19 protein-coding genes are annotated in these 26221 nt (G+C 33.3%); 13 read left to right on the top strand and 6 right to left on the bottom strand.

Features of this window, described 5'->3' with window-relative positions; genetic code table 11:
- Positions 1 to 253 precede the first annotated feature (253 nt).
- From AAFN75_RS16365 to AAFN75_RS16355, 3 genes are all read left to right on the top strand, one after another.
- On the top strand, positions 254 to 3172 hold the full coding sequence (locus tag AAFN75_RS16365; protein WP_411807372.1) for a glycoside hydrolase family 3 N-terminal domain-containing protein: 2919 nt from the start codon (positions 254 to 256) through the stop codon (positions 3170 to 3172).
- A gap of 119 nt (positions 3173 to 3291) precedes the next feature.
- Positions 3292 to 4428 (top strand): N-acetyl-alpha-D-glucosaminyl L-malate synthase BshA, encoded by a 1137-nt coding sequence (gene bshA / locus AAFN75_RS16360; RefSeq protein ID WP_411807371.1) that lies wholly within the window; start codon positions 3292 to 3294, stop codon positions 4426 to 4428.
- 82 nt (positions 4429 to 4510) lie between these two features.
- A complete protein-coding gene (locus AAFN75_RS16355) occupies positions 4511 to 6037 on the top strand; it encodes a GH3 auxin-responsive promoter family protein (protein WP_411807370.1) in 1527 nt (508 codons plus the stop codon).
- On the opposite strand, the gene AAFN75_RS16350 is transcribed toward AAFN75_RS16355, so the two are convergent.
- Positions 6034 to 6597 carry a hypothetical protein gene (locus AAFN75_RS16350; protein ID WP_411807369.1) on the bottom strand — a complete coding sequence of 188 codons (564 nt, stop codon included), beginning with the start codon at positions 6595 to 6597 and terminating at the stop codon, positions 6034 to 6036. The genes AAFN75_RS16355 and AAFN75_RS16350 overlap by 4 nt on opposite strands.
- Positions 6598 to 6833: 236 nt before the next feature.
- On the opposite strand from AAFN75_RS16350, the gene AAFN75_RS16345 reads away from it, so the two are divergent.
- Together AAFN75_RS16345 and AAFN75_RS16340 are read left to right on the top strand one after the other, a co-directional pair.
- A complete protein-coding gene (locus AAFN75_RS16345) occupies positions 6834 to 8096 on the top strand; it encodes a putative DNA modification/repair radical SAM protein (protein ID WP_411807368.1) in 1263 nt (420 codons plus the stop codon).
- A 1-nt stretch (position 8097) separates the two neighbouring features.
- The gene (locus tag AAFN75_RS16340) at positions 8098 to 8871 is read left to right on the top strand and encodes a TIGR03915 family putative DNA repair protein (protein ID WP_411807366.1); all 774 of its coding nucleotides are present in this window, start codon (positions 8098 to 8100) and stop codon (positions 8869 to 8871) included.
- A 2-nt stretch (positions 8872 to 8873) separates the two neighbouring features.
- Here AAFN75_RS16340 and AAFN75_RS16335 read toward each other — a convergent pair whose 3' ends face one another.
- Together AAFN75_RS16335 and AAFN75_RS16330 are read right to left on the bottom strand one after the other, a co-directional pair.
- A complete protein-coding gene (locus AAFN75_RS16335) occupies positions 8874 to 10589 on the bottom strand; it encodes an FAD/NAD(P)-binding protein (RefSeq protein WP_411807365.1) in 1716 nt (571 codons plus the stop codon).
- A 210-nt stretch (positions 10590 to 10799) separates the two neighbouring features.
- Positions 10800 to 11279 carry a hypothetical protein gene (locus AAFN75_RS16330; RefSeq protein WP_411807364.1) on the bottom strand — a complete coding sequence of 160 codons (480 nt, stop codon included), beginning with the start codon at positions 11277 to 11279 and terminating at the stop codon, positions 10800 to 10802.
- Between the two features lie 135 nt (positions 11280 to 11414).
- Here AAFN75_RS16330 and AAFN75_RS16325 point away from each other — a divergent pair, with 135 nt between their 5' ends.
- Positions 11415 to 14324, top strand: a complete 2910-nt coding sequence (locus tag AAFN75_RS16325; RefSeq protein WP_411807363.1) for an FAD-binding and (Fe-S)-binding domain-containing protein — start codon at positions 11415 to 11417, stop codon at positions 14322 to 14324.
- Positions 14325 to 14386: 62 nt separating this feature from the next.
- Here AAFN75_RS16325 and AAFN75_RS16320 read toward each other — a convergent pair whose 3' ends face one another.
- Positions 14387 to 15244 (bottom strand): UDP-2,3-diacylglucosamine diphosphatase, encoded by an 858-nt coding sequence (locus tag AAFN75_RS16320; RefSeq protein ID WP_411807362.1) that lies wholly within the window; start codon positions 15242 to 15244, stop codon positions 14387 to 14389.
- Between the two features lie 188 nt (positions 15245 to 15432).
- Between AAFN75_RS16320 and aroC the strand changes: the two genes are divergently transcribed.
- Complete coding sequence (aroC, locus tag AAFN75_RS16315) at positions 15433 to 16494, top strand: chorismate synthase (protein WP_411807361.1); 1062 nt, start codon at positions 15433 to 15435, stop codon at positions 16492 to 16494.
- A 228-nt stretch (positions 16495 to 16722) separates the two neighbouring features.
- On the opposite strand, the gene AAFN75_RS16310 is transcribed toward aroC, so the two are convergent.
- The gene (locus AAFN75_RS16310; protein WP_411807360.1) at positions 16723 to 17607 is read right to left on the bottom strand and encodes a lysophospholipid acyltransferase family protein; all 885 of its coding nucleotides are present in this window, start codon (positions 17605 to 17607) and stop codon (positions 16723 to 16725) included.
- 61 nt (positions 17608 to 17668) lie between these two features.
- Here AAFN75_RS16310 and AAFN75_RS16305 point away from each other — a divergent pair, with 61 nt between their 5' ends.
- The 5 genes from AAFN75_RS16305 to cmk all read left to right on the top strand — a co-directional run bounded on the left by AAFN75_RS16305 (position 17669) and on the right by cmk (position 23334).
- On the top strand, positions 17669 to 18319 hold the full coding sequence (locus tag AAFN75_RS16305; RefSeq protein ID WP_411807359.1) for a rhomboid family intramembrane serine protease: 651 nt from the start codon (positions 17669 to 17671) through the stop codon (positions 18317 to 18319).
- A 181-nt stretch (positions 18320 to 18500) separates the two neighbouring features.
- Entirely contained in the window at positions 18501 to 20951 is a 2451-nt protein-coding gene (gene lon / locus AAFN75_RS16300; protein ID WP_411807358.1) for an endopeptidase La, read from the top strand.
- Positions 20935 to 21462, top strand: a complete 528-nt coding sequence (locus AAFN75_RS16295; RefSeq protein ID WP_411807357.1) for a LysM peptidoglycan-binding domain-containing protein — start codon at positions 20935 to 20937, stop codon at positions 21460 to 21462. The genes lon and AAFN75_RS16295 overlap by 17 nt, the downstream gene beginning before the upstream one ends.
- A gap of 76 nt (positions 21463 to 21538) precedes the next feature.
- On the top strand, positions 21539 to 22558 hold the full coding sequence (gene porQ / locus AAFN75_RS16290; protein ID WP_411807356.1) for a type IX secretion system protein PorQ: 1020 nt from the start codon (positions 21539 to 21541) through the stop codon (positions 22556 to 22558).
- Between the two features lie 80 nt (positions 22559 to 22638).
- On the top strand, positions 22639 to 23334 hold the full coding sequence (gene cmk, locus AAFN75_RS16285) for a (d)CMP kinase (RefSeq protein WP_411807355.1): 696 nt from the start codon (positions 22639 to 22641) through the stop codon (positions 23332 to 23334).
- A gap of 81 nt (positions 23335 to 23415) precedes the next feature.
- On the opposite strand, the gene AAFN75_RS16280 is transcribed toward cmk, so the two are convergent.
- Complete coding sequence (locus AAFN75_RS16280) at positions 23416 to 23793, bottom strand: LysM peptidoglycan-binding domain-containing protein (RefSeq protein ID WP_172625931.1); 378 nt, start codon at positions 23791 to 23793, stop codon at positions 23416 to 23418.
- A 348-nt stretch (positions 23794 to 24141) separates the two neighbouring features.
- Here AAFN75_RS16280 and rpsA point away from each other — a divergent pair, with 348 nt between their 5' ends.
- Positions 24142 to 25974 carry a 30S ribosomal protein S1 gene (rpsA, locus tag AAFN75_RS16275; protein WP_411807354.1) on the top strand — a complete coding sequence of 611 codons (1833 nt, stop codon included), beginning with the start codon at positions 24142 to 24144 and terminating at the stop codon, positions 25972 to 25974.
- Positions 25975 to 26221 lie beyond the last annotated feature (247 nt).

Here is a 26221-nt window from a genome sequence, read left to right as displayed (position 1 = left end):
TTTGGTGTGTAATACTACTAAAATGAGATTTATGCGGGAATTTTTTAAGACATTCACTTACATCAATACTGCGAGTATCCACTTTTAATTTAGCAATATAAAATCAAGTGCCTTATGCAGAATTATAAGAATTGTTTTTAACTTCTTTATAAATCTATCTTAAAGTCTTTTAATCTTCTTTTTAAATGTATTATTTTGGCATGATTATTAGTATTTACTAGTATAACTAATAATTTCCCTTAACAAATCTTTTATGCGTCATATCTATATTACCATAATTACATGTTTATTTGTATTACCTGTAATTGCACAAAATTCAATTAATCCCTTGTTAACTAAAGACGTTGCTGCTCAACAAAAATGGGTGGATAGCGTGTATGCTTCACTAACCTTAAAAGAAAAAGTGGGGCAGTTGTATATGGTTCAGGTTATGTCTAATCAAAATCAAGAAACAAAGAATAAAGTGGTGCAAACTATAAAAGATCATCATATTGGTGGTGTTATTTATTCTTTAGGTGGACCAAACAGGCAGGCTAGGTTAAATAACGAATTGCAATCCCTTTCTAAAATCCCATTACTTATTGGTATGGATGCCGAATGGGGTTTAAGCATGCGTTTAGATTCTACCTATGCATTTCCATGGAATATGACACTTGGTGCTATAAAAGATAACAAATTAGTAGAGCAAGCAGGAAGACAAATAGGCGAGCATTGTAAACGCTTGGGTGTACATTTTAATTTTGCCCCAGTAGTAGATATCAATACAAATCCTAAAAACCCTATTATTGGAAACAGGTCTTTTGGTGAAGATAGAGACAATGTAACCGAAAAAGCATTAGCCTTTATGAAAGGTATGCAAGATGCAGGTGTTTTGGCGAATGCCAAACATTTTCCGGGACATGGAGATACCGATCAAGATTCGCATAAAACCTTACCAACAATTAGTTTTAATGAAAAACGTATAGATTCAATTGAGTTATATCCTTATAAGAAATTAATTACCGAAGGCCTATCAAGTGTTATGGTAGCACATTTAAATGTACCAAGTTTAGAAACACGAGAAAATTATCCTTCATCCTTATCAAAACATATTGTAACCGACATTTTAAAGGAGCGTTTAGGCTTTAAAGGCCTTATTTATACAGATGCCTTAACCATGAAAGGTGCAGCCGATTTTAGTGAAACAGGAGATATCGATTTAGCTGCTTTTAAAGCTGGAAACGATGTTATGCTTATGTCGGAAAACGTAGGAATAGGTGTTTCTAAAATTATTGAAGCTTATAATAAAGGAGACATTACCGAAGCACGTTTAGAACATTCGGTTAAAAAGATTTTGCAAGCTAAATATAAAGTAGGACTTCATAATTACGAACCTATTGGACTTTACAATTTATCAAATGATTTAAACAGATTAAAAGACGACATTTTATATGAAGAATTACTTGAAAACGCAATTACTGTTCTAAAAAGTAAAGAAGACATTCTTCCGCTACGCCGTTTAGAAACTAAAAATATTGCTTACGTAAAACTAGGAGACGATTCAGGAGCACCTTTTCTTGATGAATTAAAAAAATATACCAAAGTACACGAAATTCAATCGGATAATTTGTTCTCCTTAATGAATAAATTAAAACCTTATAATACCGTTATTGTTGGGTTTCATAGGTCTAATGATAATCCTTGGAAGTCTTATAAATTCAGTAGCAAGGAATTGATTTGGCTTAATGAAATGGCACAATCCCATACTGTTATTTTAGATGCTTTTGTTAAACCTTACGCGCTTTCTAGCCTAAATACTATCGAAAATATTGAAGGTATTGTGTTAAGCTATCAAAACAGTGAAATTGCTCAGCGTAAATCGGCACAACTTATTTTTGGGTCTTTGGCTGCTAAAGGAACATTACCAGTGTCTATAGGAAACTATTTCAAAGCAGACGAGGGTATACAATATAACGAGCTTAAAAATTTAGGATATACTATACCAGAGCGTGTAGGTATGAATTCTAAAAAATTAGCAAAACTAGACTCCTTAGCTAATTATGCTGTTAACGGACAAATGACACCGGGTATTCAGTTATTAGTGGCAAGAAAAGGCAAAGTAGTTTACAGTAAGAATTTCGGTAAGCATACGTATGGTGGTAAAGAAAAAGTAGAGTTCGATAATATTTACGATGTAGCCTCATTAACTAAAATTTTGGCAACACTGCCATTGTTAATGGAACTTGAGGAGCAAGGTATTGTGACACTCGATACTAAATTATCTACCATTTTACCAGAGTATAAAAACTCTAACAAGGCTAATGTTACTTTAAAAAGTATGTTATCGCATTATGCGCAATTAAGACCTTGGGAACCTTTTTATTATCACACTTTAGATTCGGTTACAAAACGTCCTAGCAAAAAATATTATAGAAAAGTTCGTAGTCCAGAATTCGATGTAGAAGTGACCAAAGACTTGTTCTTAAGAACTGATTATCAGGATTCTTTACCCGAAATAATTAGAAAATCTGAGCTTCTAGAGACTAAAAGATATCGCTATAGTGACTTCCCTTATTACATTTTAAAGAAATTTATTGAATATCATTACGACAGAACATTAGATGAGTTAGTACAATCGCATTTTTATGAGTCATTAGGTGCAAATTACACCTTGTATAACCCGTATCATAAAATCAGTAGCAAAAAAATAGTACCTACAGAGATTGATGATTATTACAGATACCAAAAAGTACACGGTTATGTGCACGATATGGGAGCTGCCATGCAAAATGGAGTTGGTGGTCATGCAGGCGTATTTAGTAATGCAAATGATGTGGCTAAGATTATGCAAATGTATTTGCAAAAGGGATATTATGGTGGTAAACGCTATTTAAAACCAGAAACGGTAGATAAGTTTAACACCTGCTATTATTGCCGAAATAATAATAGACGTGGTATAGGTTTCGATAAACCACAATTAGGCGATTCTGGACCAACTTGTGGTTGTGTTTCCATGACAAGCTTTGGGCATTCAGGTTTTACAGGAACCTATGCTTGGGCAGATCCAGAAGAAGAAATTGTATATGTGTTTTTGGCAAATAGAACGTTTCCGCATGCGGGTAAAAACTTATTGTTAAGGGAGAATATTAGAACAGATATTCAACGTTTAATTTACGAGGCTATAGAAGATTAATAAATATAATAGAGAAGAGATATAAGAATTAAGAAATAAACTTGTAAAATAAACTTATATATATAGGTTCTTTTTTCTTGGTTCTATTTTCTTTACTCTGAAAATTTAGAATATATTTTATGAAAATAGGTATTGTTTGTTATCCAACTTTTGGTGGTAGTGGTGTTGTAGCTACCGAGCTAGGTCTAGAACTTTCTAAACGTGGCCATGAAATACATTTTATTACGTATAACCAGCCAGTAAGGTTAGAACTAATTAGTAATAATGTACATTACCACGAAGTAACGGTTCCTGAATATCCTTTATTTCATTATCAGCCTTACGAGTTGGCTTTATCTAGTAAATTAGTAGATATGGTTAAACTGCATGGTATAGAAATATTACATGTACATTACGCTATTCCGCATGCTTATGCAGCATATATGGCAAAAAAAATGCTGCAAGAAGAAGGCATATTAGTACCTATTGTTACAACCTTACACGGAACAGATATCACATTAGTTGGTAGCCATCCGTTTTATAAACCTGCAGTAACGTTTAGCATTAATAAATCTGATGCTGTAACTACAGTTTCAAAAAGTCTAAAAGAAGATACACTTCGATTATTTGATATTAAAAATGAGATTTCGGTAGTTTCAAATTTTATAGATTTAGAAAAGTATAACCATACCTTTACCGATTGTCAACGTGGTATGATGGCACAGGATAATGAAAAAATTATAACCCATATAAGTAATTTAAGACCCGTAAAGCGCGTTCAGGATGTTATTAGTATATTCTATAACATTCAAAAGGAAATGCCTGCAAAACTAATGTTTATAGGCGAAGGACCAGAAAAAGAACAAGTTGAGTTACGTTGTCAAGAATTAGGTATTTTAAATAAGGTGGTATTCTTCGGAAAAAGTAATGAAATCGATAAGATTTTATGTTTTTCAGACTTATTTCTATTACCATCTCAAACCGAAAGTTTTGGTTTAGTGGCACTTGAAGCCATGGCCTCAGGAGTGCCTGTTATATCAAGTAATACAGGAGGATTGCCAGAAGTTAATATTCATGGTTCTTCTGGCTTTTTAAGCGATGTAGGCGATGTTGACGATATGACCAAAAACGCACTATATATATTAAGTGATGAGGATCGTTTAAAAACCTTTAAAGTAAATGCACGTAAAGAAGCTTTAAAATTCGATTTACACGCTATTGTTCCAAAATACGAGGCTATTTATCAAGACACCTTATCAAAGTGTTTTGTATTATAAGCTTATTCTTTTGAGTTACTTTTTATTGTATTTAGGCTAATTTTAATCTGAGTTTTTATCGATCTTTGAATAAAAACAGATTATGGCTATACTAGGAAATATTATTAAAGGAGTAATTGATTTAAAAGGAACTTTAACTTCAGATACCAATCATGTTGAGGCTCAAAGGGCTGTTTTAAAACTGCTTTTAGAAAAAGCCAAAGACACTCAATTTGGAACGCATTATAAATTTTCTGAAATTTTGGAATCCGATACCATGCTTTCTGCCTTTGCCAAAACAGTTCCATATTTCGATTATAATAAAATTAATGAAGCCTGGTGGAGCAAATTGCATGAAGGTGAAAGCGATGTGACTTGGCCTGGAGCTCCGTCTTATTTTGCATTAAGCTCTGGTACAACAGGTAAAACGAGTAAGCGAATTCCGGTAACGGACGATATGATTTCTGCCATAAGAGAATCGGGAATAAAACAAGTATTCGCACTTCATAATTTTGATTTACCTGCTGATTTTTTCGAAAAAGAAATTATGATGCTAGGAAGCTCAACAGATTTAGAGGAAAATAATGATCACCTTGAAGGCGAAATTAGCGGAATAAGTGCTAGTAATATCCCGTTTTGGTTTAGAAGTTATTATAAACCAGGTGAAGAAATAGCTAAAATTGACGATTGGGATGCACGCGTTCAACGCATTGCAGAACGTGCTAAAGATTGGGATATTGGTGCTTTAAGCGGTATTCCTTCTTGGATTGAATTGATGCTTCAAAAAGTTATAGATCATCACAATTTAGAGAACATTCACGATATTTGGCCAAACTTACAAGTCTATACTTCTGGAGGTGTGGCATTTAGCCCTTATGAAAAAAGTTTTAATGCCCTAATGGGTAAGCCCGTTACGGTTATAGACACATATTTAGCTTCCGAGGGTTATGTGGCCACACAAGTACGTCCAGAAACGGATGCTATGCAATTAAATACCGACAGTGGTATTTATTTTGAGTTTGTTCCGTTTAAACCAGAGTATATAAATAAAGATGGTTCGTTGTCTCAAGATGCTCCTGCTTTAACTTTGGAGCAAGTAGAACGCAATCAAGATTATGTGTTAATTATGAGTACCGTTAGTGGCGCATGGCGCTATTTAATTGGCGATACTATAGAATTTACTGATGTTGAGCGTGCCGAAATTAAAATTACAGGACGTACCAAGTTCTTTTTGAATACTGTAGGTTCTCAGCTTTCTGTGAATAAAATGGATGATGCCATGCAAAAATTAGAAGAGAAATTCTCTACTAAAATTCCAGAATATACTATTTGTGCTAAACGAGGAGAAGACGATGAGTTTTATCATTTTTGGTATATAGGCAGTGAAGCCGAAAATCTTGATAATTCTGAGGTTGCTGAAGCTTTAGATGGATTTTTAAAAGCAGCTAATAAAAATTATAAAGTAGCTAGAAGCAAAGCTTTAAAAGGTGTTAAAGTAAAGCTGGTAAACCCATCAGTTTTTCATGAGTGGAGTGGTGCCAACAAGAAAAAAGGTGGGCAAGTAAAAATGGAACGTGTTATGGGAGAAGATAAATTCAAAGAATGGGAGACTTTTGTTAAGCAAAATTAATTTGTTTGTAGTTTTTCATTTCTAGTGTTTACCAGTTCCATGATTTCTTCTGGCGACAGGTAAAAGCGCTTTATTCTGTTTTTATAATTTTCATTAATATCGGCATGGTTTAATATGAAGTTTTTTGTTTTTAAAATATAGCTTTCCATACCATGGTTTACTGCAAAAGTATCGGCCGAACGCTCTGCTTCTACAATATGATTTTCAGAGAACAGATATCTTATACCAAAGTTTATTAAGTTTAATTTACTTCGGTTTTGATAATCCATAATATGCCCCAATTCATGTCCTATCCAACCAATTAATATATCAGAAGGAATATGTTTGGTTAGAAATTTTTTATCAGAAATTTTGAAGGTTTCACTTATTAAAATCAAATAGCTTCTATTTTTTCTGCTTTTAAAAAAGCTACCAAAGCTGGGTCTAGCCTGCATGGTAGATTTTTTTATGTTTTTTTTAAACTTAAAACTAATTTTTGTATGCTCTAATTCGGGGTAATAGGATAGCGCCTTTTTAATTTCAGCATTAATTACATTAGGTATATTGTGTTGTGCGCTCATAATTTGTGAGAAAAGTATTAGTATAATGATTATTTTAAACAATTTTATATCGTGATATTAGTAATATACCTAATTATTTTGGTATATAAAATTAGATTAATTGATAGCGTTAACTTTTGTTTTAAATGCGTTATAAATAATTTCTCTACACTGAATATTGTTGTAAAAATTTAAAATTTTGTCGTATCTTTATTTACAATCCTTAATCTACTTTTACCCTCAAAAATTATCTATTTATGTCCTTTGAACGTACCCAGGAAAAACTTAAAATATTAGCAGACGCCGCCAAATATGATGTATCGTGTTCGTCTAGCGGAAGTAACAGAAAGAACACCAATAATGGTTTGGGCGATGCAACAGGAATGGGTATTTGCCACTCTTATACTGAGGATGGGCGTTGTGTGTCATTATTAAAAATCCTGCTTACTAATCATTGTATTTTCGATTGTGCATACTGTGTTACACGAAAAAGTAACGATATAAAACGAGCTGCTTTTAAAGTTCAAGAAGTTGTAGACTTAACCATGAATTTTTACCGTAGAAACTACATTGAAGGTTTGTTTTTAAGTTCAGGTATTTTTAAAAGCGCCGATTATACTATGGAGCGTTTAGTAGGTGTTGCCAAAAAACTTAGAGTAGAAGAAAATTTTAATGGTTATATTCATTTAAAATCTATTCCTGGTGCTTCTGATGAGTTAATGAGAGAAGCTGGTTTATATGCAGATCGATTAAGTGTAAATATTGAAATCCCAACCAAATCGGGATTAAAACTTTTAGCACCCGATAAAAATCACGACGATTTTATTAAACTTATGGTAAAGGTTAAAAATGAGATTATACAGTATAAGGCCGAAAAGAAAATTATTAGAAGCACCCCAAAATATGCTCCAGCAGGACAAAGCACACAAATGATAATTGGTGCTAGTGGCGAGAATGATTTTCAAATTATGCAAACTTCAAATCATTTTTATAAAAACTATAATTTAAAGCGTGTATATTACTCGGGTTACGTTCCTATTAGTTACGATAGCCGATTACCTCAAATAGGAACCGAAGTGCCTATGCTTCGCGAAAACAGATTATATCAAACAGATTGGTTAATGCGATTTTATGGTTTTGATGTTAATGAGATATTAAATGTAAACCATCAACATTTAGATTTAGATATAGACCCAAAGTTAAGTTGGGCTTTAAGAAATTTACATTGTTTTCCGGTGGATGTCAATAAAGCTGATAAACGTATGCTTGCTAGAATTCCTGGTTTAGGAATGAAATCGGTTTCTAAAATTATTTATGCAAGACGTTATAGAAAGCTTAATTGGGAACATCTCAAGAAGATAGGAGTGGCTTTAAACAGAGCTAGATATTTTATGATTTGCGATTCAAACGATTTTGAAAGAAGAGATTTAACAGCGTCGCAAATTAAGAACTTTATTTTGCAAAATTCTACAAGTAAATACACCAAAACATTAAGTAACCAACTAAATTTATTTGGTTAACATGAGGGCTTCTAATTTAATTTACGATGGTACTTTCGACGGGTTTTTAACCTGCGTGTTTAACGTTTACGAATATAAATTAGAGGATGTTGCTATTCAAAAAGAAACGGCGGTACAAAATCTACTTTTTTCAGATTCTGAAACAATAATTACCGATACAAATAAAGCCGATAGGGTTTGGAAAGGCCTAAAGACTAAACTATCCAAAGCTTCTAGTTTTAAAGTGTACTACGCGTTTTTAAGTGAAAAAGAAGATATTGAAGTGTTATTACTCGATTTTATAAAGTATGCTTTTAAAAGCACTGTGCCTATAGACAAAGATTATGCGAATCCTACGGTGTTAAAAGTATCTCAAATATCAAAAATGGTAGGAAGAGAAAAACACAGAATGGAAGCATTTGTAAGGTTTAAATTGACAAAAGATCAAATTTATTTTGCAAATATAGAACCAGATTTTAACGTGTTACCACTAATTTCTAAACATTTTAAAAGTAGATATGCCGATCAAAAATGGATTATTTACGATTTAAAAAGGCACTATGGCTTGTTTTATGATTTGCAAAAAGTTGAAATTATTAATTTAAATTTTTCAGATGATTTCGATCCAACGAAAACTTCTGAAGAATATTTTTCAGGTGAAGAATTTGAGTTTCAAAAGCTATGGCAGGATTATTTCAAAAGTACAAATATAGAATCTAGAAAAAACATGAATCTTCATATTCGACATGTTCCCAAACGCTATTGGAAATATTTAAGCGAAAAGCAGCCTAATTAAAATTAAATCTGTTTTGTAAAAGCATCTGCCCAATCCTCAATACGTTTACCAAAACATTCTAATATGGCATCTACACCAATAACGCTGCCTTTACATAAGCGTCCTAAAATAAAAATGGGCAAATTATGGTCTTTAATCGTGCTAATTACTTGGCCGTTTTCTAAGGTGTCTATACCCAATTTCGTGTGTATAGGTTGTATTAAATCATTCTTAAGTAAACTAGTCACTAATGGTGCATTTACTTTTAATAGCTGAGGCGCATCTAAAACACTATTAATCATAATATTTGTTGATACGGTGTCACCCTCTTTATTTGTTAATTCCCATCCCTTGTTAGTCGTTTCAATGTCAGGGTTGTCTACAAAATCAAATACTAAAATGTTAGCATCGGCTAGGGCAAGCATTTGCTGCATACTTTCAATTGGAGGTCCGTAGGAGTAACGCTTACTGCGGTCATCGAGTTTTATAATATCTTCAATAACCTCATTATCTAACAAGGAATGTGAAAGTGAGGCATAAAAAGTAGGTTGGCAATGGCGCCAAACTTGACCCACACAATAATCTAAACTCACGGGGATTTTTCCTAAACCCATCTGTATATAGCGCTCTATAAGTTTGTAAGTAGATATATTTGTTTTTTGGATAAGCTCGTGCTTATAATTGTTATCCTGCAACCAATTTGAAATGATAAGTTTAAGCGCTTTATCATTTAAGTTATGTGGTAGCGCTCTATCTTTTAGTGATAAGTAGATGTGCGAAGCTATTTTGGATATAGCATCTATTAGAAAGTGAGTATCATTAGTAATTTTATTTTCCGAGGCTAATTCAATTTCGTTTTTAAAAGCGCTTAGTGCTTCGTTATTTGGTTTATACCAATCGTCAATAGCTTGGTTTAATGGTTTTGGAGCCATTGGATTTCCATCCAAAGAGAAAGGGACAAGTCTTAAGTTTTGTGGTTTTAGCTGAACGTATTCGGTTTTTAAAGTATGCGTATCAATTACCTTAAAATATCCAAATTCATTAATTGTTAAAGCGCGCATAACATCAATCATAGCCAATCCAAAACCTCTTATGTTTATGGTGTTTGTTTTCTGATTTTTTAGGTCTTCAAATTTGCAAACGGAATACGGATTTACATAAAACTGAATGTTGTCTTTTTCAGTTTCAGCAAAGTGTTTCCATTGTTTCATCTCATCAGAAAGCTCGGTGGGTTGATGGCCTATAGTAATTAAAATGGCATCAAAAACGTAGGTTTGGTTTTCGTTGGTGGATAGCTTTATTAAATTGTCCTGATAATCTAGAGCAGTAACTTCTTTATTTACTTTTTTGAAAAACTTCGATGTTTTTAAAACGGTTTCCAAAGCAAGGTAGCGCTCATGCAAATACTGTCCTATTTTTTTTCTAGACGGAAAAGTATCGGGATCTTTTTGGGTTTGATTAAACTCTGACCAGTCATGATAAGAAGGGAAACTGCTAATTTGTTTTGAATCGAAAATTAAGGAAGGTCTTGCTTTTAAACCACCTAAAGCGCGTTCATGAATGTTTACCCAATTACTTTCAGCTTGATGTATATCCCAAACAGGGCCAGCACCTTCGTGCGCAGTAGGTTCAAAAATGGTGATGTTTAGTTTTTTGTTTGCCTTATTTAAATTAATTAAGAGCATTTCTAAAGCATATAATCCTCTGGGACCAATTCCAATAATGGAAAAGTTTTTCATTTCTCTTTTTTTTGTTAAGATAAATAAAAAGCAGCAATTAGGGAGCTTTTTAGTTTAAAGAGATGGATGATGCTTATAATTGTTAAGAACTACGGAATTAAAGTAGAGTGACTAAGTTGTTAGTTGGATCTAAATTTGTTTAAAACGAGAAGTACATAAACAAAGAAAGCACCTTAAAAAGGTGCTTTTAATATATTGATTTTATTATTTTTAGAATTGGTAACGTATACCTAAAGCGATATCGAAATCTAAATCGTCACTAAAATCTCCAAAACCTAATTCTGGTCTAAAGTCTAATGATAATAATAACGGAATATCAAAATTATATTCGATACCTATATCACCGGCAACAAATAAAGCCGTTTCGCTAACATCATCAAAAGCATCTTTACCATCAAAAGACGCTAATCCACCACCAGCACCAACAAACCAGTTAAAATTACCATCTAAAGGCATAACCCATTGGTAAATACCTGTAAGTTTAAAAGCATTATAATTATTTGAGCTTCTCCAACCTAAATCGGCTTCTAATCTATTGTTATCGCCTAACGCACGTTGGTAAGATACTTCTGCACCTAAACCATCGCTATCTCCTAAACGCAATCCAATAGCATTCTCCGAAATGTCCTGTGCATTTGAAGTAAATGCAAAACCTAATACAGCCACTGATAATAAAAATAATTTTTTCATAAATATTGTTTTTTGTTAATTGTTATAATATACGGTCGTTTATCGTTAAAAGACCATTTTTAAAAATTTAATCTTTAGCAAAAATAGAGCCAATTTTGTGTTTATATTTACGCATATCATATATATTTTAACGCAATGCATTTAAACCATTTAAAATCAGTGTTATCGGGAGAGTTATATCACGACGACTTAATAAAATCCATTTATGCCACTGATGCTTCGGTTTACAGAAAACTGCCATTGGCAGTAGCTTACCCCAAAAATGAAGATGATTTAAAAGCGCTAATAAATTTTGCCAAGGCTAACAAAACATCGTTAATTCCTAGAACTGCGGGAACATCGTTAGCAGGACAATGCGTTGGAGATGGTATTGTGGTCGATGTTTCAAAATACTTCACTAAAATTATTAAGTTTAATGAAGAGGCGCGAACAGTAACCGTGCAACCCGGTGTGGTTAGAGATGCTTTAAACAATTTCTTAAAACCTTATGGTTTGTTTTTTGGTCCGAATACATCAACCTCTAATAGATGCATGATAGGAGGGATGGTTGGTAATAACTCGTCTGGTACAACTTCTATACAATATGGCGTTACACGAGATAAAGTTTTAGAAATGCATACCATTTTAAGTGATGGTAGCGAAGTTGTTTTTAATGCATTGTCTAAAGAAGCGTTTCATGATAAAATTAAACTAGAAACCTTAGAAGGCGAAATTTATAAAACAATTTATAACGAATTAAAATCGGAAGAGGTTAAAGCTGGTATTTATAAACATTTTCCAAAACCAGAAATACACCGAAGAAATACCGGTTATGCCATTGACGAACTAATAAAATCTGCAGTGTTTACGGACGCTCCGCAAAATTTTAATATGTGTAAACTGCTTTCTGGAAGTGAAGGCACATTGGCATTTACCACACAAATAACCTTAAAACTAGATAAATTACCACCAACTGACGCTATTATTGTGGCGGCACACTTTGATAGCATTGAGAGTTGTTTGAATGCTGTACAACCTGTTATGCAACATGATTTGTACACCTGCGAAATGATGGATAAAACCATTTTAGATTGCACAAAACACAATAAAACACAGCAAGAAAACAGGCAGTTTATAGTAGGAGATCCTAAAGCTGTTTTATTGTGTGAGGTTCGTGCGGAAACTCTAGAAGCCGTTAAGCTATTAGCTAATAAGCTTGAAAAAACAATTATCGATACGGGTTTAAGTTATGCTAATCCAAAACTTATTGGGCAAGATATTAGTAAAGCAAATAATTTACGTAGTGCAGGTTTAGGTTTATTGGGTAATATTATTGGCGATAAAAAATCGGCTGCATGTATTGAAGATACTGCCGTAGCTTTACCAGATTTATCGAAATATATTGCGGAGTTTACAAAGCTCATGAAAGGCTATAAGCAAGATGCTATTTATTATGCGCATGCAGGTGCTGGCGAGTTACATTTGCGTCCTATTTTAAATTTAAAGAAGGCTAACGATGTTGATTTATTTAGAAAAATAACCACCGATGTAGCACATTTAGTAAAATCGTTTAACGGTTCTATGAGTGGCGAGCATGGTGACGGTATTGTGCGTTCGGAGTTTATTCCATTAATGATTGGTGAAGCAAACTATAACATTTTAAAACGCGTAAAAACAGCTTTCGATACTGATAATATATTTAATCCTGGTAAAATTATTGATGCTTTACCAATGGATGAGTCTTTAAGATATAAGCCAAATAGGCAAGAACCCGAATTAGATACCTTTCTAGATTTTTCTAGTTCTTTCGGTATTTTAAGAGAAGCAGAAAAATGTAATGGTTCTGGCGATTGCAGAAAATTACCAGAGTTTGGCGGTACCATGTGCCCAAGTTACAGAGCTACCAGAAACGAAAAAGATACTACCCGAGCAAGAGCCAATGCGTTACGCGAGTTTTTAACCAACTCGGAGAAATCTAATAAGTTTAATCATGAGGAATTAAAGGAGGTTTTCGATTTATGCCTTAGCTGTAAAGCCTGTTCTAGCGAATGCCCAAGTAGTGTTAATGTAGCAGCTTTAAAAGCCGAATTTCAATACCAATATCAAAAAGAAAATGGTGTGTCGCTGCGCACTAAATTGTTTGCTTTTAATAATAGACTAAACCAATTAGGGAGTAAAACTACGGGGCTTTCAAATTTTATGTTTTCTAATAGTTTCACCTCGTCATTATTAAAGCATGCTTTTGGCATTGCTAAAGAAAGAAGCCTACCTTTACTATCAAGACCTAATTTAAGTACTTATTACCAAAGCTTCAAAAAAACAAGAGAACCTAATAGTTGCATAAAAACGGTGTATTTGTTTAATGATGAGTTTACAAATATGCTTGACGCTACCATTGGACAGGATGCGTTAGAGCTTTTAAAGGCCTTAAATTATAACGTTCAAATTATTGATAATACCGAATCTGGTCGTTCCTTTTTATCAAAAGGGTTGTTAGAAGAGGCTAAAGAGCATGCTAATAAAAACGTGGCTCTTTTTAAAGATAAAGTTTCAGAAGAAACGCCACTTATAGGTATTGAACCTTCAGCAATATACACCTTTAAAGACGAGTATTTAAAATTAGCAGACGATACCCCTTCCGCGGAAGCGATATCAAAAAACTCCTTTTTAATAGAAGAATTTGTTCAAAAAGAAATCGAATTAGGAAACATAAGGCCAGAGCAATTTACCTTAGCGACTAAAACCATAAAGTTCCACGGGCATTGCCACCAAAAGGCTATGAGTAACCAGTTATCGAGTTTTGCGGTATTAAATTTACCAGCAAACTATAAAGTTACCATAATACCAAGTGGCTGTTGTGGTATGGCAGGCAGTTTTGGTTACGAAAAAGAACATTATGAGGTGAGTATGCAAGTAGGTGAGCAAACCTTGTTTCCGGCAGTTAGAAAGGCTGGAGATTCTGTTTTAATTTCGGCAAACGGAACCAGTTGTAGGCATCAAATTAAGGATGGAACCAATCGCGAGGCTAAGCACCCAATAACGATTTTAAGAGAAGCGCTTGTTTAGTTGCAGTAATCAGTCTCCGTTTCAGTCTCAGTTGCAGTATTCAGTTTAACTCAATTTTTTTATTACTTTTTAATTTTTTTCTTTTTTTCGGCTTGATCTACAATGGTTATGGCAGCAATTAAGTCTTTCATTTGCAAGTCATCATCCTCATCTAAAACAACAAAAGGCGCTAGTTTATCTTTATTAAAATTATAGATTTTCCAACGTTTAAATTGGTATTCTAGAGCTGTAAAATTTTCTACCCAATCGCCAGAGTTTAAATACATGGTTTTACCATGTTTATTCTCAAAATATTGCATTTTTGGTTGGTGTATATGCCCGCAAATAACATAATCGTATTCGTTTTCAATGGCCAGTTCAGAAATGACTTTCTCGTAATCATTTATGTATTTTACCGCGCCTTTAACACCATTCTTAACCCGTTTAGATAGCGAATAACGTTCTTTACCGCGTTTGTCTAAATACCAATTTACACCTCGGTTTAAAAGCGTAAGCAAATCATAACCATAGCCACCCAGTTTAGCCAACCATTTGGCATTTTGTACAGAAATATCGAACACATCGCCATGAAAAAACCAAGCTTTTTGCCCATCGAGTTCTAAAACAACCTTATCTACAATAGAGATGTTTCCAATGGTAGTGCCGCTAAATTTTCTTAGCATTTCGTCGTGGTTTCCAGTTATGTAAATAACCTCTACGCCATTGGAAGCCATAGACATTAGTTTCTTAATAACTTTCATGTGCGATTTAGGAAAATAACGCTTACTAAATTGCCAAATGTCTATAATATCGCCATTAAGCACAAGTTTTTTAGGCTCAATACTGTTTAAATAAGTTAATAAATGCTTGGCATGACAGCCGTAGGTGCCTAAATGCACATCGGATATTACGGCAATTTCTACTTTTCTTTTAATTTTCAAGTCGGGTATTTTTGGTACAATACAAATAACAACTTTTTGTATTATGTAATCATTACGCTATAATTAATTAAATGTCAGTTGATTGTTAACTAATTGTTATGCATTTGGCTATAAAAAATGGCAAAGCTAAATACGATTTCATTTTCGTATTTATAAGAATAGATTTAACTTAGCCAAAAATTGAAATTATGGCTGGTAATTCCTTCGGAAAACTATTTAATTTAACAACTTATGGAGAATCTCACGGACCTGCTTTAGGTGGTGTTATTGATGGATGTCCATCCGGAATTAAGTTAGATTTAGATGAAATTCAAAACGAATTAAATCGCAGAAAACCAGGGCAATCTGCTATCGTTACGCAACGTAAAGAACCAGATACTGTAAAATTTCATTCGGGTATTTTTGAGGGCGTTACTACAGGAACTTCTATTGGTTTTGTTATAGAAAACACCAACCAAAAATCTCACGATTACTCGCATATTAAGGATAGTTACAGACCAAGTCATGCCGATTATACTTACGATAAAAAGTACGGCGTACGCGATTATCGTGGTGGCGGACGTAGTTCTGCTCGCGAAACCGCATGTCGTGTTGTAGCTGGAGCCATTGCAAAACAAATGCTAAAAGGTATCGAAATTAAAGCTTACGTTTCTGGCGTTGGTACCATGAAATTAGATACACCATACAACGACATAGACCTTACGCAAATAGAATCTAATATTGTGCGTTGCCCAGACCAAGATATGGCAGCAAAAATGGAAACGTATATTAAAGAAGTTCGTGCCAAAGGCGATACTGTTGGTGGTATTGTAAGCTGTATAATTAAAAATGTACCAGTAGGATTAGGCGAACCAGTGTTCGATAAATTACACGCCCAATTAGGTAAAGCCATGTTGTCTATAAACGCCGTCAAAGGCTTTGAGTATGGTAGTGGTTTTCATGGCAGCACCATGTATGGTAGCGACCATAACGATGCTTTCAATAACGATGGCACAACAAAAACCAACTATTCAGGAGGCGTTCAAGGAGGTATAAGCAACGGTATGGATATTTATTTTAATGTCGCTTTTAAACCTGTAGCAACTCTAATTCAGAAATACGAAACCATCGATAAAGCTGGCAACACTGTCGAGATGCAAGGTAAAGGACGTCACGATCCTTGTGTAGTGCCAAGAGCTGTACCTATTGTAGAAGCTATGGCAGCACTAGTTTTAGCCGATTTCCATTTAATAAACAAACTTTATAATTAATAGCTTTATAAGCTATTTCCCGCTTTCCACTATCTCTTTTTAAAAGGCTTATGGCTTGAATTAAAGTAAAGGCAATCTGCCAATACTAAGTCATGAACCAAAGTTAAGAATTTCATTAATTTTAAAAAGGATGCCGTTTCAATCGGGGCTAAACCATCTGCTAGAGTAGGTGCTTAACTCGAGCATTAAATGCATTTTCGGAAATTAGATTTTAACTTTTCTAGGAAATTATTTTTGAGGTTTCTTACCCATATGTTTCCAACGTTTATGCGTCCAGAAATAATATTCTGGAGCTTCATAAATTTGAGATTCAACCCGTTTAAGATATAAATCTGTAAGCTCAAAATCTTTATGGTCTTTTGCGTCTCTTATAATATCTGTAAAACTAGCTTCGTAGTAACCACGTTTAACTTTTTTAACCTTTAAAAACAGCGTAACCATACCTAAACGCTTTGCTAGTATTTCGGCTCCAACATGTACAGGTACTTCTACACCCATAAAATCTTGCCAATACAAGGCTTTATCAAGTTTTGGCGATTGGTCGAAAACAAAACCGTTAAGCGTTAATTCATTATTTCTTTTAGCTCTTATTAATGTAGGAAACGTTTCTTTAGTGGTAATTAAATAGCTATTATATTTTGCACGAATACGTTTAACAAGCGCATCAAAATATCTATTTGCTAGTCTTTTATAAACCGCATAGCCTTTATGGTTTATGTGAGTTTGTAAAATAAAAATCCATTCCCAACTCGCATAATGTCCCATAAATAAAACAATACTGCGTTGCTCTTTTTCTATCTTATGTATTTCTTCAGCATTTGTAAATACATACCGTTTTTGCATTTCAGCCTTAGAAATCGTGATAGATTTAATGGCTTCAAACATCATATCGCATAAATGATGATAAAAACGTTTTCTTATTTTTAAAATATCTTGTTCTGTTTTATCAGGAAAGGCAAGCTTTATATTATCATAAACCACTTTTTTTCGGTAGCCAATTATGTAATACACCAAAACATAAAAACCATCAGATAAAAAATACAATATTCTAAATGGTAGTATAGATATTAGCCATAAAAGTGGATAAACCAGAATATAAACTAGAAATTGCATGAATAAGTTTTAGATTTGTAGCGCAAATATATATTAATTTAAGAATAAACGTTTAGACCTTATGGGTAATTTAAGTATTGTAACCATAGTAATTATTGCAGCAAATGTTATAATCTCATATAAGGGATTTAATGATTTTGGTTTTTTCGAGAAGTATAAGTTTCAAGTTGGTCCAGTTCAACGTGGTGAACAGATAAGAATGTTTAGTTCTGGATTTTTACACGCCGATACCCAACATCTGCTTTTTAATATGGTGTCTTTATACTTTTTTGCCGATGTGGTTATATCTAATTTAAGTTCCATTCAATTTCTTCTGGTTTATTTAGGAAGCCTTATGGTAGGGAGTTTATTGTCTTTTTATTTTCATAAAAATGAATACCATTACAGTGCAGTAGGCGCTAGTGGAGCAGTAAGTGGTATTATTTATTCAGCGATACTTTTACAACCCGGAATGAGCCTTTATATGTTTTTTATTCCTATTCCAATACCAGCGTATTTATTTGGTATTGGTTACTTGTTGTATTCTATTTATGGCATGAAAAACAGAATAGGAAACATTGGTCACGATGCCCATTTTGGTGGCGCCATTGGTGGGTATGTAATAACCTTGTTGTTGTCGCCTTGGTTGTTTGAAACTAATTTACTCATGATTGTTTTACTCGCGCTTCCTATTGCGCTTTTGTTCGTTTTAAAGAAGTTAGGGAAGATATAACCATACAATTATTACATTTTTAGAGTTTATGAGTAAATATTGGCATAGCTATTGAAAATACAATATAGATATGTATGTTTTTTGTAATGAAAACATCTAAAATTCAGTATTTTACTGTAATTATTAAAATTTTAAAAAATGATTAATCTGTATTTAATGACAGATTGACCTAAAAATATATATGAAAAAATCTAAATTTACAACCCTTGACAGTTTGTCACTACAGGAGTTTGATGAGAACTCAGAATTAATTCCGTTAATGACACCCGAGGACGAAGAAGCAATAAATAACGAAGAGTTACCAGAAACATTACCTATTTTATCTTTAAGAAATACGGTGTTGTTTCCTGGTGTGGTTATACCTATTACTGCTGGTAGAGATGCCTCAATTAAACTAATAAATGATGCTAATAAAGGCGGAAAAGTTATTGGTGTTGTGGCGCAAAAAGACGAATCGGTTGAAAAACCTGGAGCTAAAGACATTCATGAAACAGGAACTGTAGCTAGAATTTTAAGAGTTTTAAAAATGCCAGATGGTAACGTTACAGTTATTATTCAGGGTAAAAAACGTTTTAAAGTTGCCGAAGTACTTACTGAGGTGCCTTACATGACTGCTACCATAAGAGATATTCAAGAAGCTAAACCAGCAAAAAAGAACAAGGAGTTTACAGCAATTATAGACTCGATAAAAGACTTAGCTTTAGAGATTATTAAAGAAAGCCCAAACATTCCTAGTGAGGCTTCTTTTGCTATAAAAAATATAGAAAGCAATTCGTTTTTAGTCAACTTCGTGTCTTCCAACATGAATTTAACAGTGGATGAGAAACAAGAGCTTTTAGAAATTGATGAGCTAAAAACACGTGCTTTAACAACCTTAAAGTATATGAATGTTGAGTTTCAGAAATTAGAACTTAAGAATGATATTCAGTCTAAAGTTCAAATGGATATGAGCCAACAACAACGAGAGTACTTCTTGCACCAACAAATGAAAACCATTCAGGAAGAATTGGGTGGCGTTAGTCATGATGGTGAGTTAGAAGAAATGCGTGTTAAAGCCAAATCAAAAAAATGGGACGAAAAAGTTGCTAAGCATTTTGAAAAAGAAATTGCTAAAATGCAACGCATGAATCCGCAAGTAGCAGAATACTCTATCCAAAGAAATTATTTGGAGTTATTTTTAGATTTACCATGGAACGAGTTTAGTAAAGATAAATTCGATTTAAAACGTGCCATGAAAATTCTTGATAGAGATCATTTTGGATTAGAAGATGTAAAACAAAGAATTATAGAATATTTGGCTGTTTTAAAACTTCGTAATGATATGAAGTCGCCAATACTTTGCCTTTACGGACCTCCAGGGGTTGGTAAAACATCGCTTGGTAAATCTATTGCCGAGGCTTTAGGACGAGAGTATGTGCGTATTTCGTTAGGTGGTTTACGTGACGAGGCAGAAATTCGTGGTCATAGAAAAACCTATATTGGTGCTATGCCAGGGCGTATTATTCAAAGTTTAAAAAAGGCAGGAACATCAAACCCTGTGTTTGTTTTAGATGAAATTGATAAATTGTCAAATTCTAATCAAGGCGATCCTTCTTCAGCAATGTTAGAGGTTTTAGACCCAGAACAAAATAGTGAGTTTTACGACAACTTTTTAGAAATGGGTTATGACCTATCTAAAGTGATGTTTATAGCGACTTCTAATAGTTTATCTACCATTCAGCCTGCATTACGCGATAGAATGGAGATTATAAATGTAACGGGTTATACCATTGAAGAAAAGGTAGAAATTGCCAAGCGTCATTTATTACCAAAACAATTAAAGGAGCATGGTTTAACCGATGCGCATTTAAAAATAGGAAAACCACAATTAGAAAAAATTGTTGAAGGATATACTCGAGAATCTGGTGTACGTGGTCTTGAAAAGCAAGTAGCAAAAATGGTGCGTTATGCAGCCAAAAATATTGCTATGGAAGAAGATTATAACATAAAAGTATCTAACGAAGATATTATTAAAGTATTAGGCGGCCCTAAATTGGAGCGCGATAAATACGAAAATAATAATGTTGCTGGTGTGGTAACTGGTTTAGCATGGACCCGTGTTGGTGGCGATATTTTATTTATTGAATCTATTCTCTCTAAAGGCAAAGGCGCTATGTCTATTACTGGTAACTTGGGTAAGGTCATGAAAGAATCTGCTACCATAGCTATGGAATACATAAAATCTAATGCAGATAGTTTTGGAATAGATATTAGTATTTTCGAAAAATATAACGTGCATATTCACGTACCAGAAGGAGCAACTCCAAAAGATGGTCCTAGTGCAGGTGTAACCATGTTAACGTCTTTAGTGTCACTTTTCACACAGAAGAAAGTTAAGAAAAGTTTAGCCATGACTGGAGAAATTACTTTGCGAGGTAAAGTATTACCAGTTGGAGGAATTAAGGAAAAAATACTAGCGGCAAAGCGTGCGCGTATTAAAGAAATATTATTGTGTGAAGATAACAGACGTGATATCGAAGAAATTAAACCAGAGTATTTAAAAGGTTTAACGTTTCATTATGTAACTGAAATGAGCCAAGTTATTGATATTGCTGTCACTAAACAAAAAGTTCAAAATGCAAAAAAATTATAAGGCAGCATTTGTTTTTATAATCGCTTTTGTGTGTAATTTAGGGTTACACGCGCAAGGTAAAGTGGTTTATAAAGATGTGCTTCATAATGGAAAAGAAGCAAAATTAAATTTAGCCACTGGCGAATTTATTTTTAAAGATTCAAAAGGAAACGATTCTATTGTAAATGCTAGAAGAAATGACAACGATAATTCAATTGAAAGATTGAATTATCATGTTGTTCAACAAGGAGAAACTTTAGATGTTGTAGCTAAACAATACGGACTTACAGCAAGTAAATTAAAGCAAGCTAATGCATTAAAATCTTCTGATATTAGTACAGGACAAAAACTTCGAGTAAGAAATTTTGAAGCGGTAAAACAAGAAGAAGTAAAAGGGTTTTGGATAGTAGCCAGCGGAAATACCTTGTACGGTATATCTAGAAAAACTGGAGTTAGCGTGGAGACCTTAAAACGATTAAATGGCCTAAAAAGTAACAAATTAGCCATAGGACAAAAATTATTTTTAAAGTAGATTTAATTTTACTTAAAAAAAATAAATTATAGATACCGACGTTTTAGTATAGATTCATTTACTTTGTGTCGAAAATATGCTAAGAAAAATTACCACATTTTGTTTTTTAACTATAACGGCACTCTCATTTGGTCAAATAGGAGGTGAAGCTACATACCAATTTCTTAATTTGGTATCGTCGCCACGTCAAGCTGCTTTAGGTGGTAAGGTTTTAACAAATGTGGATTACGATGTTACACAAGGTCTTTTTAATCCGGCTACCATTAATGCAGAAATGGATAATCAATTGGCCTTAAATTACACGAGTTATTTAGGCGGTATTGGTTACGGAACAGCTTCTTATGCTTATACTGTTGATAGACGCACGCAAACCTTTCATACAGGAATTACTTATGTTAATTATGGTTCTTTTGATGGTTACGATGAAGAAGGCAACTCAACAGGAACGTTTTCGGGTAATGAAACGGCATTATCCTTTGGTTATGCTACACAAATAGGCTATTCCGATTTTTATATTGGTGCAAATGCTAAAATAATTACATCAAAACTAGAACAATATAGTTCTTTTGGTGCTGCTATTGATGTGGGTCTTATTTATATAAATGAATATTTAGATTTTAATGCGGCATTGGTAATCCGTAATTTAGGAACCCAAATTACAACGTATGCCGATTTAAATGAGCGTTTACCTTTTGAAGTCGCTTTTGGAATGTCTCAAAAATTAGAACACGTTCCTATACGCTGGCATGTTACTTTAGAAAACTTACAAAAGTGGCCCATTGCAACGTCCAACCCAGCAAGATCAACAAGTGATTTATCTGGAAATCAAACCTCAGAGAAAATTGGTTTTGTTGGTCAAGTAATACGACATACTATTGTTGGTGCAGAATTATTTCCAGAAAGCGGTTTTAATATTCGTTTAGGATACAATTTTAGAAGAGGCGAGGAGCTAAGAATTTTAGATCAGCGTAACTTTTCTGGGCTATCGGCAGGTCTTTCTATAAAAATGAACAAAATGAGATTTAGTTATACGCATGCTAAATATACGAGCGCAGGAAACTCAAATTTCTTTGGATTACAAATAGATTTACAATAATAAGGCACTTAAAGTCTTTAAATGTTAAAAGTATTTAAAGTTAAGTTCTTAATTTTACAATCGCATTTCAAACTTATATAATGAATAAAATAACCATAGCTATCGATGGGTTTTCATCAACAGGTAAAAGCACCGTAGCAAAACAACTAGCAAAACATTTAAGTTACATTTATGTAGATACAGGAGCTATGTATAGAGCGGTAACTTTTTATGCTATGGAAAACGGATTAATTAGCGCTACCGATTTTAATTCGGAAGCTTTAATTTATCAGTTACCAAATATTAAAATCAATTTTAAATTTAACGATGTTTTAGGGTTTGCAGAAGTTTATTTAAATAATGTAAATATTGAAAAGCAAATTAGAACCCTAGATGTTTCCAGTTTTGTAAGCAAAGTGGCTTCCATATCGGAAGTTCGAAGAAAGCTAGTAGAACAACAACAGGAAATGGGACAAGATAAAGGTGTTGTAATGGATGGTAGAGATATTGGTACAGTTGTATTTCCAGAAGCAGAACTTAAGTTGTTTATGACAGCATCAGCCGAAACTAGGGCAGAGCGTCGCTATCAAGAATTAATTGAACGTGGTGATGATGTTGAATATAAAGATGTGCTAAAAAATGTTCAAGAGCGCGATTATATGGATTCAAATCGAGAAGATTCGCCTTTAGTAAAAGCAAAAGATGCTATCGAAATTGATAATTCACACATGACGCTAGATGAACAATTCAATAAAATACTTCAATTAGCTAAAATGACAATTGAAGATGGTGAGTAAGCATTAGTCATTTAAATATAGGCAAATAAAAAAGCGAATCTTGTATAAGATTCGCTTTTTTGTTTTATAAATAATGTCTTCCTATAAATTAGGAATAATTAATTCTTGGTCTGGATGAATAACATCAGGATTCTTTAAAATATCAGAATTGGCTTTAAAAATTGCTTGATATTTTGATGCACTACCATAATATTGCTTAGCAATTTTACCTAAAGTTTCTCCGCTTTTAACAGTATGTCTAGCAAAAACACTTTCATCGGCTACAGATATGTTAGCCATAATATCAGTTGGGTTTTCACCGCCAATTTCTTTAATTTTGTCCCAAAGAACATTTTTTTCATATTGTGTATTTGCAGTTCCTTTTATTTTAAGAACTCCATTCTCTTCAGATACATCTCCGTTTTGGATATTTAACGCTTCACCTAAGTTTAAAACGTCTTGATACTTTGCTTTCACCATGATTTAGTAATATTAATTTGTAAATAATTGTAGTGAACAATATACTAAAATATTCGAAGCATTTAATTAAATGTTTCTAAGTAATTGTTATAAAATTTAGACACCATCTTTATTAATTAGTCACATCTATTTTATTTGTTCATTTTTAGGTATTTATATCAATATTATGTATTTTTGCACTCCTTTTAGCGAATCGTCAGGATAATAAAAGGAATGAAATTTAAAAATAATATAACACTTCTGTGTGTTATTCGCTTAAAATCCCTGAAACATAACAGAATACAAACGCGGTAAAAGGTAATTTCGAAAACACGGAATATCTTATAAAGTATCGCAGAAATTAATTAAATGGCTGATAAAGCAAAACAAACTGAAGTTGAAGCAACAGAAGCTCCAGCAGTAGAAGCTCCAGTGGTATCTGAAGCAAAAGCAAATCCTGAAAAGTTTTTAAAAGAATTTAACTGGCACAATTACCAAGAAGGTATTGATGAAGTTGATGATTTACAACTTAAAGAATTTGAAAAATTAGTAGCTGAAAATTTCGTTGACACTTTAGATGATGAAGTTGTTGAAGGTACAGTAGTACACATTTCTGATAGAGATGCTATTATTGACATCAATGCAAAATCTGAAGGTGTTATTTCTTTAAACGAATTTCGTTACAATCCAGACTTAAAAGTAGGAGACAAAGTAGAAGTATTAATTGATGTGCGTGAAGATGCAACAGGACAATTAATATTATCTCACAGAAAAGCTCGTGTAATTAAGGCTTGGGATCGTGTAAATAAAGCACACGAAACTGGTGAAATCGTAAACGGTTTTGTTAAGTGTAGAACTAAAGGTGGTATGATTGTGGATGTTTTTGGAATTGAAGCATTTTTACCAGGTTCTCAAATTGACGTTAAACCAATTAGAGATTACGACCAGTACGTAAACAAAACTATGGAATTTAAAGTTGTGAAAATCAACCACGAATTCAAAAACGTAGTAGTTTCTCATAAAGCGCTTATTGAAGCGGATATTGAAGAACAAAAGAAAGAAATTATTGGTCAATTAGAAAAAGGTCAAGTATTAGAAGGTATTGTTAAAAATATTACTTCTTACGGTGTATTTATTGATCTTGGTGGTGTTGACGGATTAGTTCACATTACAGATTTATCTTGGTCTAGAATTAACCATCCAAATGAGATTGTTGAGTTAGATCAAAAATTAAATGTTGTAATTCTTGATTTTGATGAAAACAAATCTAGAATCCAATTAGGTCTTAAACAATTATCTAAACACCCATGGGAAGCTCTTGCAGAAGAGGTTAAAGTTGGTGATAAAGTAAAAGGTAAAGTTGTTGTAATCGCAGATTACGGTGCATTTATTGAAGTTGCTGATGGTGTTGAAGGATTAATTCACGTTTCTGAAATGTCTTGGTCTACACATTTACGTTCTGCTCAAGATTTCGTTACTGTTGGTGATGAAGTTGATGCAGTAATCTTAACTTTAGATAGAGAAGATCGTAAAATGTCTCTTGGTATTAAGCAATTAACTCCAGATCCATGGACTGATATTACTACTAAATACCCATTAGGTTCTAAGCATACAGGTATTGTACGTAACTTTACAAACTTTGGTGTTTTTGTTGAATTAGAAGAAGGAATTGACGGATTAATTTATATCTCTGATTTATCTTGGACTAAGAAAATTAAGCATCCATCTGAGTTCTGTGCTGTAGGTGATAAGTTAGATGTTGTTGTACTTGAATTAGATGTTGAAGGACGTAAATTAAGTTTAGGTCATAAACAAACTACTGATAACCCTTGGGATAAGTATGAAACAGAATTCGCTTTAGGTACTGTACATAAAGCAGCTATTACTGAAATGGTTGATAAAGGTGCTACTATAGATTTTAACGAAGATATCGTTGCATTTGTACCTGCTCGTCATTTAGAGAAGGAAGATGGTTCTAAACTTAATAAAGGTGAAGAAACAGAATTCAAAATTATTGAATTTAACAAAGAGTTTAAAAGAGTAGTTGCTTCGCATACTGCAATTTTTAAAGCTGAAGAAATGGCTAACGTAAAAGCTGCTGTTAAAAAGCAAGCTTCTCAAGCTGCCGAAGCAAAACCAACTTTAGGGGATGCAAATGATGCTTTACAAGCTCTTAAAGATAAAATGGACGGAAAAAAGTAATCCGTAAAAAAATCCTTTGAAAAAAGGAATCTCATTAATCTATATTATAAAGCCTCTCGATTTTCGAGAGGCTTTTTTTATTGCTTATTATTGATAGACGCTTCTGTTTTATAATTTTTTAACGTCTTACACAAACAGCTCTAAAGTCTTCACATTCGTATTTGTTTTATTTTTAAAAGCTAATTGCGGTAAACAAGTTTTATACTTTACGTTTTGCTTATGCGGTTAGTGCGCAAGGGATAGTAGA

Origin of the sequence: Algibacter sp. AS12 (genome assembly GCF_046736315.1) — a bacterium.
In the GTDB taxonomy this organism is placed as follows: Bacteria; Bacteroidota; Bacteroidia; order Flavobacteriales; family Flavobacteriaceae; genus Algibacter_B; species Algibacter_B amylolyticus.
Note: the sequence above shows the minus strand (reverse complement) of the source record. Positions and strands in the feature narration are given on the sequence as shown.